The 9,627-nt window shown below is 75.0% G+C and carries 9 protein-coding genes; 3 read left to right on the top strand and 6 right to left on the bottom strand.

The annotated features are described in order from the left end of the window. Both ACXR2U_RS23440 and ACXR2U_RS23435 read right to left on the bottom strand, forming a co-directional pair. The coding region (locus ACXR2U_RS23440; protein ID WP_458827510.1) for a PH domain-containing protein at positions 1–827 on the bottom strand (827 nt) is incomplete at its 3' end. Positions 828–836: 9 nt separating this feature from the next. Continuing rightward, positions 837–992 (bottom strand): hypothetical protein, encoded by a 156-nt coding sequence (locus ACXR2U_RS23435; protein ID WP_458827509.1) that lies wholly within the window; start codon positions 990–992, stop codon positions 837–839. A gap of 49 nt (positions 993–1,041) precedes the next feature. Between ACXR2U_RS23435 and ACXR2U_RS23430 the strand changes: the two genes are divergently transcribed. Beyond that, positions 1,042–1,512 (top strand): NUDIX hydrolase, encoded by a 471-nt coding sequence (locus ACXR2U_RS23430; RefSeq protein ID WP_458827508.1) that lies wholly within the window; start codon positions 1,042–1,044, stop codon positions 1,510–1,512. Between the two features lie 17 nt (positions 1,513–1,529). On the opposite strand, the gene ACXR2U_RS23425 is transcribed toward ACXR2U_RS23430, so the two are convergent. Further along, positions 1,530–2,036 (bottom strand): MaoC family dehydratase, encoded by a 507-nt coding sequence (locus tag ACXR2U_RS23425; protein ID WP_458827507.1) that lies wholly within the window; start codon positions 2,034–2,036, stop codon positions 1,530–1,532. A 112-nt stretch (positions 2,037–2,148) separates the two neighbouring features. On the opposite strand from ACXR2U_RS23425, the gene ACXR2U_RS23420 reads away from it, so the two are divergent. Beyond that, positions 2,149–3,231 (top strand): magnesium and cobalt transport protein CorA, encoded by a 1,083-nt coding sequence (locus ACXR2U_RS23420; RefSeq protein ID WP_458827506.1) that lies wholly within the window; start codon positions 2,149–2,151, stop codon positions 3,229–3,231. Between the two features lie 31 nt (positions 3,232–3,262). Here the strand turns inward: ACXR2U_RS23420 and ACXR2U_RS23415 are convergent, their stop codons facing one another. Further along, positions 3,263–3,556, bottom strand: a complete 294-nt coding sequence (locus ACXR2U_RS23415) for a WXG100 family type VII secretion target (RefSeq protein WP_458827505.1) — start codon at positions 3,554–3,556, stop codon at positions 3,263–3,265. 182 nt (positions 3,557–3,738) lie between these two features. Here ACXR2U_RS23415 and ACXR2U_RS23410 point away from each other — a divergent pair, with 182 nt between their 5' ends. Continuing rightward, positions 3,739–7,893: an FtsK/SpoIIIE domain-containing protein gene (locus tag ACXR2U_RS23410; RefSeq protein WP_458827504.1), complete on the top strand. Its 4,155-nt coding sequence runs from the start codon at positions 3,739–3,741 to the stop codon at positions 7,891–7,893. A 23-nt stretch (positions 7,894–7,916) separates the two neighbouring features. Here the strand turns inward: ACXR2U_RS23410 and ACXR2U_RS23405 are convergent, their stop codons facing one another. Both ACXR2U_RS23405 and ACXR2U_RS23400 read right to left on the bottom strand, forming a co-directional pair. Continuing rightward, a complete protein-coding gene (locus ACXR2U_RS23405) occupies positions 7,917–8,462 on the bottom strand; it encodes a DUF6912 family protein (RefSeq protein ID WP_458827503.1) in 546 nt (181 codons plus the stop codon). Positions 8,463–8,498: 36 nt separating this feature from the next. Beyond that, positions 8,499–9,512, bottom strand: a complete 1,014-nt coding sequence (locus ACXR2U_RS23400; RefSeq protein WP_458827502.1) for a patatin-like phospholipase family protein — start codon at positions 9,510–9,512, stop codon at positions 8,499–8,501. Positions 9,513–9,627: the final 115 nt, after the last annotated feature.

The raw sequence follows: 9,627 nt of genomic DNA, 5'->3' as shown, positions 1-9,627 counted from the left end.
GGGGCGGTCGCACCGGGTGGCGGGACGGTCGCCTCGGTGGGCGCGGTGGTGGCGGCCGGCGGCGGGCTCGTGCGGACGGTCGGAGTCGTGGCCGTCGGTGGCGGGACCACCCGTGGGGGCGCTGCCGGCGAGGTGGCGGGCGGGCGGCTGGTTACCCGGGGCCGGGGACCGACGGTGGAGACCTCGGGCCGGCTGTACGGGTCACGGTCTCCCGCCGGCGGTCCACCCCGACGCGGACGGCGCGGGCGGCGGAGGTCGGGGCCGTCCTCGTCGGGGTCGCGGTCCTGCCCGCCGCTGCCGAACAGCAGGTCGGACATCTGCAGGTAGAGCGCCTCGGGCCGCGGCAGGTAGTCGACCCGGCTCAGCGCCTGTTGCTGACCGGCCGACTCCATGACGAACGCGCCGTAGCCGAGCAACCGGCCGGTGATGCTGCGTTCGAAGGTGAGGTCGGTGACCTTGCGCAGCGGCATGATCGCGACCCGCCGGGTGAGCAGCCCCGACACCAGCAGGACCCGCCGGTCGGTCACGGTGAACTTCTCGACCCACCAGTCGCCGACCTTCCACCCGTACCAGGCCAGGGCCGCGAGCAGCACGATCAGGCCCGTGGTGGCGATGACGTCGGAGCCGCCGGAGAAGGCGAGCAACACGGCCGCGACGAGGACCAGGACGAGGAAGACCGAGGTGGCGCCGGCCAGCACGGCCGAGTGGCGGCGCACGGCGAAGACCAACCGCTCGGACTCCAGCAGGTAGCGGTCGAGCGTGGAGGGTCGGGGCTCCTCGCCCCGGCGGGCGCCCGCCGACGACCGGGTGCGCAGGCGGGTCGGCACGACCTCGGCCTACAGGCTCCCGACGAACGTGGCCAACGACCGGAACAGGGTCGTGATCCCGTCGAAGGCCGCGTGCACCGCGTCGGCGGAGGTCTGCGGCTGGGTGACGACCATGAACGCGGCGAACGCGATCACCACGATGGTCACGACCACCTTGGCATTCACGAGTGGGCACTCCTCGCCGTCGACGCACGGATCAGACATTCTCGGTGGCATGTCTAGCCAGGACGGGGCCACGGCGGTGGGAGGCGCGCCGCACGCGCCGGCGAGTCCGGACGCCGTCCCCTGTGCGGGCGGGTTGGTGTTCGACGCCCGCGGCCGGTTGCTGCTCATCCGCCGGGGCACGCCGCCGGCGCAGGGTTCGTGGTCGGTGCCGGGTGGGCGGGTCGAGGCCGGTGAGACGGTGGCCGAGGCGTGCGTGCGGGAGGTCGCCGAGGAGACCGGGCTGACGGTGCGCGTGCTGCACCTCGCCGGCCGGGTGTACCGCGACGGCCCGGGCGGGGTGCTCTACGCCATCGACGACTTCGTCTGCGAACCGCTGGGCGGAACGTTGCACGCTGCCACGGACGCCGCCGACGCCCGGTGGGTCGACGCCGCGCAGTACCGCGAGCTCGACGAGGCGGGCGCGCTCGCGCCCCTGCTGACCGCGGCGCTCACGGAGTGGGGCGCACTGCCGCGGCGCTGAACCCGTCCGACCCGCGGTCAGGAGCCGGCGGGCACCGGTCGGCCGGGCTGCTCGCCGCCGCGGGCGTCGATGTACTCCCGGGTCGGCACCATCACCTTGCGGCGGAAGATGCACACCACGGTGCCGTCCTGCTTGTAGCCACGGGTCTCGACGTACACGATCCCCCGGTCGGACTTGGACTTCGAGAGTGTCTTGTCGAGCACGGTGGTCTCGCCGTAGATGGTGTCGCCGTGGAACGTGGGCGCCACGTGGCGCAGCGACTCGATCTCCAGGTTGGCGATCGCCTTGCCGCTGACGTCGGGCACCGACATCCCCAGCAGCAGGGAGTAGATGAGGTTGCCGACCACGACGTTCCGACCGAAGTCCGTGGTCTTCTCGGCGTAGTTGACGTCCAGGTGCAGCGGGTGGTGGTTCATGGTGATGAGGCAGAACAGGTGGTCGTCGGACTCGGTGACGGTCTTGCCGGGCCAGTGCTTGTAGACGTCCCCGACCTCGAACTCCTCGTAGATCCGACCGAACTGCATCTGCGCTGACCTCCCGTGTCGACGTCGACCGTTGCGGTGCCGACCCGGGCGGGAGCGGCACCGGGGGCGATCCTGCCCGACCCCGGCGCCCACGGGTGCAGAATGTGGCGCGATGCCCACCATGCCGCGACGGCCGCAACTGCCGGTGACCCTGCGCCGACGCCGGAGCGCGCCGTGGATCCCGGACGTCGACCGCAGCACGGCGGTCGTCGACTGCGCCGTGTACCGCGACGGTGTGCGCATCGACTGCGCCGCCGACTGGCGGGCGGCGGCGCGTCTCGCGCGGGAGCAGGGCGGGTTCGTGTGGATCGGCCTGCACGAGCCGAGCGACCGGCAACTGGGCGAGATCGGCGCCGAGTACGGCCTGCACCCCCTCGCGGTGGAGGACGCGGTCCACGCCCACCAGCGTCCCAAGCTCGAGCAGTACGACGACATGGTCTTCACGGTCGTCAAGACCGTCCACTACCGCGACGACGACCCGGACGACGGCCACGGCGAGGTCATCGAGACCGGCGAGATCATGGTCTTCCTCGGCGAGGACTACGTCATCACGGTCCGTCACGGTGAGCACGGCGGCCTCGCGGGCATGCGGCGCAGCCTCGAGCACGACTCCTCCCTCCTGTCCCTCGGCCCCTCGGTGGTGCTGCACGGCATCGTCGACCGGGTGGTCGACGAGTACCTCGCGGTGGCGCAGGCGCTGACCGCCGACGTCGACGATCTCGAGGCCGGCGTGTTCACGTCCTCCTCGCGGCTCGCCAGCACCGACGCGATGTACCAGCTCAAGCGCGAGGTCCTGGCCCTGCGCCGCGCGGCCGTCCCGCTGACGATCCCGCTGCAGCAACTGACCGAGGAGGGCCGCATCCCGCAGGTGCCCGGCGACATCAGCGAGTACTTCCGTGACGTCGCCGACCACCTCACGCAGGTCGTCGACCAGGTCGCCTCGAGCGACGACCTGCTCAACACCCTGGTGCAGGCCAACCTGGCGCGGATCTCGGTGCAGCAGAACTCGGACATGCGGAAGATCTCGGCGTGGGTGGCGATCGCCGCGATCCCGACGATGATCGCCGGGCTCTACGGGATGAACGTGCCGCTCCCCGGGCGTGACGACTGGTGGAGCTACATCGTCATCGTCGTGGCGCTGGTCATCGCCTGCGCCTGGCTGTACCGCGCGTTCCGCCGCAACGGCTGGCTCTGACCCCTACCGTTGCTGACTGCAACAGTGACTGTCAGACGAACGACGCCGTGATCTGACTCTCGACGTCCGCGTACGCGGCTCCGGCCCGGGAGAGCAGCTGGCCGATGCCCTCGAGGGCGTCAGCCATGCCCTGCGCGTGCCGGCCGAACTGGTCGAACAACGCCCCGAACTGCGCGGACGCCGTCCCGGACCAGTCGGCACCGAACAACGGCGACAGCTGCCCGCGCAGCGTCTGGGTGGCGGCGCGTTGGTCGGCGGCGGTGGTGGTGACCGTTCCCGCCATGGTCTGCAGTTGCTCGGGCGTGACCCGAAGTCCAAGTCCCATCGGTGTTTCCTCCATCGTGGTGATGTCTCGACGTCGAACGATCGCCGAGCCGGTTCGTTGGGACGCTACGCACGATCGGACCCACCGCCAGGGCCAGTTGCTTACCTGTGGACAACTCAGGGTTGTCCACAGGGCGAGATCCGGTCTGGACGCGCGGGGGTCCGGGCGGGCAACACTGCGGCGTGCGGATCCGGTTGGCGGTGCGGACGGCGGACCTCGAGTCCGACGTCGTCGTCGACGCGCCTGCGGGCGTGAGCCTCGCCGAGCTGCGCCCGGTCCTGGCCGGTGCCGTCGGCGTCGCGGCCGACGTTCTGTGGTGGTCCGGCGACCGACAGCTGGGCGACTCGGCCCGGCTCGGTGGTCCCGGCCTGCGTCGCGGCGACCGGGTCTCGTCGACCGGTCCGGACGTCACCGCGGTGTTCGACCCCGCGGCACCGCACCTGGCCGTGGTGTCCGGTCCTGGCGCCGGCACGATCCGACCGCTCGACCGCGGGGTCCACCTGCTCGGCCGGGCGCCCGACTGTGACCTCCCGTTGCCCGATCCCGAGGTGTCACGCCGGCACGCCGAGGTCACGGTGACGACCGTCGGCGTCACCGTCCGCGACCTCGACTCCCGCAACGGCACGACCTGCGACGGCGTGGCCGTCGACCGTGACGGCGAGGTCCTCGAGCCGGGCGCCCGGCTGCGACTGGGGAGCAGCACCGTCGTCTTGCGCGAGGAGACAGCCACGGTGCTGTCCACACGGGGAGGCGACGACGGACAGGTCCTGGTGCTGCAACCCACCGAGGACCGGACCGCTGCCGATCCTCCGACGCTCACCGAACCGACCCCACCCGCGGACCGCGGGCGCCCGCGGATCGCGTGGGTCGCCGCGTTCGCCCCAGCCCTCGCCGCGGTCGGCCTGGCGTGGTTCCTGCACACCTGGCTGTTCCTCGCGTTCGCCGCGCTCACCCCGGTGACCGTGCTCGCCACCGCGACGGGTGACCGGTGGAGCTGGCGGGCCGACCGCCGTCGTGCTGCCCGCGGTCACCTCGGCGCCGCGGCGGCGTTCGATCGTCGCCGGGACGACGCGGTCGAGCAGGAAGCCCACGAGCGGGCCCGCCGTCACCCCGACGCGGCCGCCTGGACGTCGGCCGCGCGCGGTCCCGCGGTCCCGTTGTGGGAACGGCGACCGGGTGAAGCGGACCGCTGGCACGTCCGGGTCGGGACCGCCGTCCGGCCCACCCGGGCGAGGACCGTGCGGGCCGACGGCTCCACCGAACCGCTCGGGGCGGTCCACGCGCCGGTCTGTGCCGACCTCGCCCGCGGCGCGCTCGGCATCACCGGACGGCCCGACGCCGTCACCGCCGTCGCCCGGTGGGTCGTCGGGCAACTCGCCTGCGCCCACCCACCTGGCGCGCTCGAGTTCGTGGTCCTCGCCGCCCGCCCCGACGATCCCCTCTGGGACTGGGTGCGTTGGCTCCCGCACCGGGTGCACCGCGTCGCCGACCCGGGTGCGCGCGCCGAGGTCCTCGCCGGGTTGGCCGCGCGGTGCACGGTCGCGACCCGACCCGGCGCCGGCGCCCGCACCACCGGCCCCCACACGGTCGTGGTGGTCGACGGCGACGGGGCGGTCGACGAGCACGCAGACCTCGACGTCGTCCTGCGTTCCGGCGCCGCCGCCGGGGTGCACGCCGTGTGCGTGGCCCGGTCGGGCGCGGCCTTGCCGGCCGCGTGCGCTGCAGTCGCGTTCGTGGTGGGGGCGACCCACACGGGGCTCGCGCTGACCGGGCAGGGGTGGGACACCTCCGACGGCCGGCCGGACGTGCTCGGCGAGGTGGTGGCCGACCAGGTCGGCGGCGCGTGGTGCGAGGGCCTGGCCCTGGCGTTGGCCGCGCTCGACGACGGCAGCGGCGGGAGCGACGCCGGGCTCCCGCGCACCGTCCGGCTGGCCGATCTGGCCGGGCCGACCGACCCGGACGCCGTGGCGCAGGCGTGGGCGGCACCGACCGAGGCGACCACCCCGCTGCGGGTGGTCGTCGGGGTCGGTGCCCGCGGTCCGGTCGAGCTGGATCTCACGGCCGACGGCCCGCACGCGTTGGTCGCGGGCACCACCGGCTCGGGCAAGTCGGAGCTGCTGCAGACCTGGCTCGCCGCGTTGGCCACGGCCCACCCGCCCGACGACCTGGCCTTCCTGCTGGTCGACTACAAGGGCGGGGCGGCGTTCGGCGCGTGCGCCCGGCTGCCCCACACCGTCGGTCTGGTCACCGACCTCGACCGACACCTCACCGGCCGCGTCCTGCGCAGCCTCGACGCCGAGATCCGTCGGCGGGAGCACGTGTTCGCGGCCGTCGGCGCCGCCGATCTCGGCGCCTACCGGCAGGCCCACGGAGGGGAGCGCGTGCCGCGCCTCGCGATCGTGGTCGACGAGTTCGCGACGCTGGCCGCGGACCTGCCGGACTTCGTGCCCGGCCTGGTCGACGTCGCGCAACGCGGCCGCTCACTCGGCCTGCACCTCGTGCTCGCGACCCAACGCCCCGGCGGCGTCGTCTCGCCGGCGATCCGCGCCAACACGACCCTGCGGGTCGCCCTGCGGGTCACCGACCCGGCCGAATCCCTCGACGTCGTCGGGGTTCCCGATGCCGCCGTCCTCGATCCCACCTGCCCCGGCCGGGCCGTCGTGCGGACCGGCCGGGACCTCGTCGTGGTGCAGGCCGCCCGGGTCACCTCGCCGCTGTCGGTAGTGGTGCCGACGGTGCGCGCCACCCGGGTCGGCCCCTGGGACGACCCACCGCCGCCGCCCGCGGCCCACGGCAGCCGGACCGATCTGGACGACGTGGCCGAGGCGCTCGACAAGGCGTGGGCGCGCCGGTCCGGGGACGGCACGCCCGCACCGACCGCGACCTGGTTGCCGCCGTTGCCGTCGACACTGACCGCGTCCGACGTCGCCGGCGAGGCCTCCGTCCTGTCACCCGTGCTCGGCCGCCGCGACCAACCGGGCCGGCAACGGCAGGTCGCAGAGCACCTCGACCTCGCGGCCGGCGGCACGTTGCTGGTCGCCGGCGCCAGCCGCACCGGACGCACCGGTCTGCTGTTCACGGTCGCGCACGCCGCGGCCGTCGCGGGCGTCCCGACCGTCGTGGTCGACGGCGGCGGCCTCGCCGCGCTCGCCGGGGCCGGGTCGACCGTCGCCTACGCCGGTGCCGACGATCCCGATGCCCTCGTGCGGCTCGTGGACCTCCTCGAACGCGAACTCGCCGCCCGTCGCGCCGGATCGGAGCCGGCGGCACCGCTCGTCGTGCTCGTCGACGGGTGGCCCGCTCTCGCGCGGGTGCTGGACGAGACCGACGGTGGCCGCAGCGCCGAGCGGATGACGGCGGTGTGGCGCGGGGCGGGCGGGGCCGGGGTGACGGTCGTCGTGACCGGCGACCGGTCGGTGCTCGGCAGCCGGACGGCGTCGGCCGCGGACCGGGTGTGGCTGCTGCGCCTCGCCGACCCCGCCGACGCGGCCATGGTGGGGCTCGCCCCGCGCGACGTCCCGGACCTCATGCCGCCGGGTCGCGTGGTGTGCGTGCCCGACGGCGACACCGTCCAACTCGTGCTTCCGGCCGCGCCGCACCCGCCGGTCCGGCCGCGTCCGACCGTCACCGGGTTGCGACTGCGGCCGTTGCCGGACCGGGTCGTGCTGCCGCCCGCTGCCCCGGGCGGGACGGTCCTGCGGATCGGGCGCGGCGGAGACGAGGCGGGCGTGGTGGGGGTCGACCCGTGGGCCGGGGGCGGACGCTGGGTGGTCGCCGGTCCGCCCCGTTCCGGGCGCAGCACGGCCCTGGTCCGGCTCGGGACCGAGGCCGCCGACACGGTCGGCGCGACGGTGGTGTGGTGGGCGTCGCCGCACTCGCCGTTGACGACCGTGGCCGACGCACGCGGGTGGACCGCCCTCGACCCGGACGCCGCGGTGGTCGCTGTCGACGGGCACGAACGGACCCTGGTCCTGCTCGACGACGCTGACGACCTCACCGACACCCCGGTGTCCGACGCGCTCACGACCGCGCTGCGGACCGCCGCACCGGGCCGGATTGCCGTCGTCGCCGCGGGCCGGCCCGACGAGCTGCTGACCGCCTACCGCGGGGTCGTGGCCGAGGTGCGCCGGGCGCGGCGGGGCCTGCTGCTGCGACCCGGTCCGGGTGACGGCGATCTGGTCGGGATCCGCAGCGGCCGGTCCCGGGCCGGCTGGCCGCCCGGACGCGGGGTGCTGGTCGCGGGTGGCGTGCGGGTCGACGACCGGCCGGTCGACACCGGCCCCGTGACGGTGCAGGTCGCGCTACCGACCTTCGGCCGGGAGGACGGTGGGCTTTGAGCGTCCGTCAGCCGAACACGACCTCAGTCGGTCTCGGCGCCGAGGTCCAGATCGACCAGCGCCAGCTCGCCGGGACCGAACCACGACAGCTCGAATCCCTCGGTGTCGCCGACGGTTTCCTCCGCCGCCTCGTCACCGAGGTCAGCGGTGACGATCACGTCGGCCGCCCGCCCGACGGCCGCGCTCGCGTCGGCGTCGTCGACGAACAGCGCCGCCAGCCGGTCGGCGGTGATAGGAGCGGCGGTGCGGACCACGCCGCGTTCGAGGTCGTCGTGGACGCTCACCTGGTCGTCGCGGACGTCGACCGCGAGCACGATCCGACGGCGCGGGGCGGCCGGGTCGCTGGCGAGCAGGCGCAGGCTGGCGCGCGCCGCCTCGGCGCACGCCGCGTACTCCAGGTCCTCGTCGTCGGGCTCGTCCGCGCCCGGCGGATGGTCCTCGCCGTACCAGGACCGCAGCCCGGGCGTGACGGCGAAGGCGGTCGTGCCGTCCGGGCCGGTCGACGGCACCGGGCGCCCCTCGACCAGCGCGGTCACCGCCGCGGCCGTGACCGGGACGTAGATCCTCACCGGCGTTCTCCCCTCGTGTTCGGTCGGTACAGCAGGTCAGGCGGTCCGGCGGGCGCGGGTGACCGATCGCAACCGGCGCACCGCGCCCTCGTGGGCGGTCTCGAGGACCTGTTGGCGCCGGGTCGGGTCCATCATGTTGACCCCGATGAGGGCGAGGTCCGCGGGTTCGGGGGTCAGCAGGACCACGTCGACACCCGCCGCCCGCAACGCCGCGGCGTCGGACTCCAACGAGCGGGTGATGGCCCGGCGGATCGCCCGCTCGACCCGCAGCGCCGGCGAGCGCGGCTTGTCGGGGTGGGTCGCCGCCATCGGCGCCAGCACCACGACCTGTTCGAGCCGGGCTCCGAGTCGTGGGTCGAGCAGCAGGTCCAGCGAGGTGTTCGACGCCGTGCCGCCGTCGATGTGGGCGCGGCCGTCGACCACCACGGGCCGGTACCAGGCGGGGATCGCGCAGGACGCCGCCACCGCGGTGCCGAGGTCGGGCGTCCCGCCGGCCCGGGCGGAGCGGAACCCGAGCGGTCGTTCGGGGCCGCCGGTCGGCCACCCGAACACCACCCGTTCCCCGGTCGCGTAGTCGGTCGAGACGATCCAGGGCTGCGGACGTCGCGGCCAGGCCCGCGCGCGGGGGCGCAGCGACCGGACCATCGCCGCGACCGGGTCGAGCGTCCCGCGCCCGGTCGGCAGCAGTCCCGACAGCGCGACCACGGGGCGGATCCCGGCGCGGGGGCGCAACCCAGCGGCCGCGAGCCGCGGCGAGCCGAGACGCAGGCCCGGCCGGCGCGGCAGCGCACCACCCGCGCCGGTGTCGTAGTCCCAGGCGATGAGTGGGTCGTCGGGTGCGGGCACGCCCTGGTGGTGGCGACGGATGCCGTCGACCGGCAGACCGGAGGCGAGCAGTGCGGCGAGGACCGACCCGGCCGAGGTGCCCATGACGATGTCGGGGTCCTCGAAACCGGTCTCGTCGACCACGGCCGACAGCGCGCCGATGGTCCAGGCGAAGCCGAGCACGCCGCCCGCACCCAGCACGAGCGCCCGGCGCGGTCGGACCACCGGCCGACCGGTCGGACGCGGACCGGCGGTGCGGTCGGATGCGGGCGGAGGACCGCTCACGACTCGCCGGGGTCGACGGGGGTTTCGCGCGCGGCCGCGCGGCGGGACCGGGCGG

It is taken from the genome of Jatrophihabitans sp. YIM 134969 (assembly GCF_054456675.1).
This window is presented reverse-complemented; position numbering and strand designations above follow the sequence as displayed.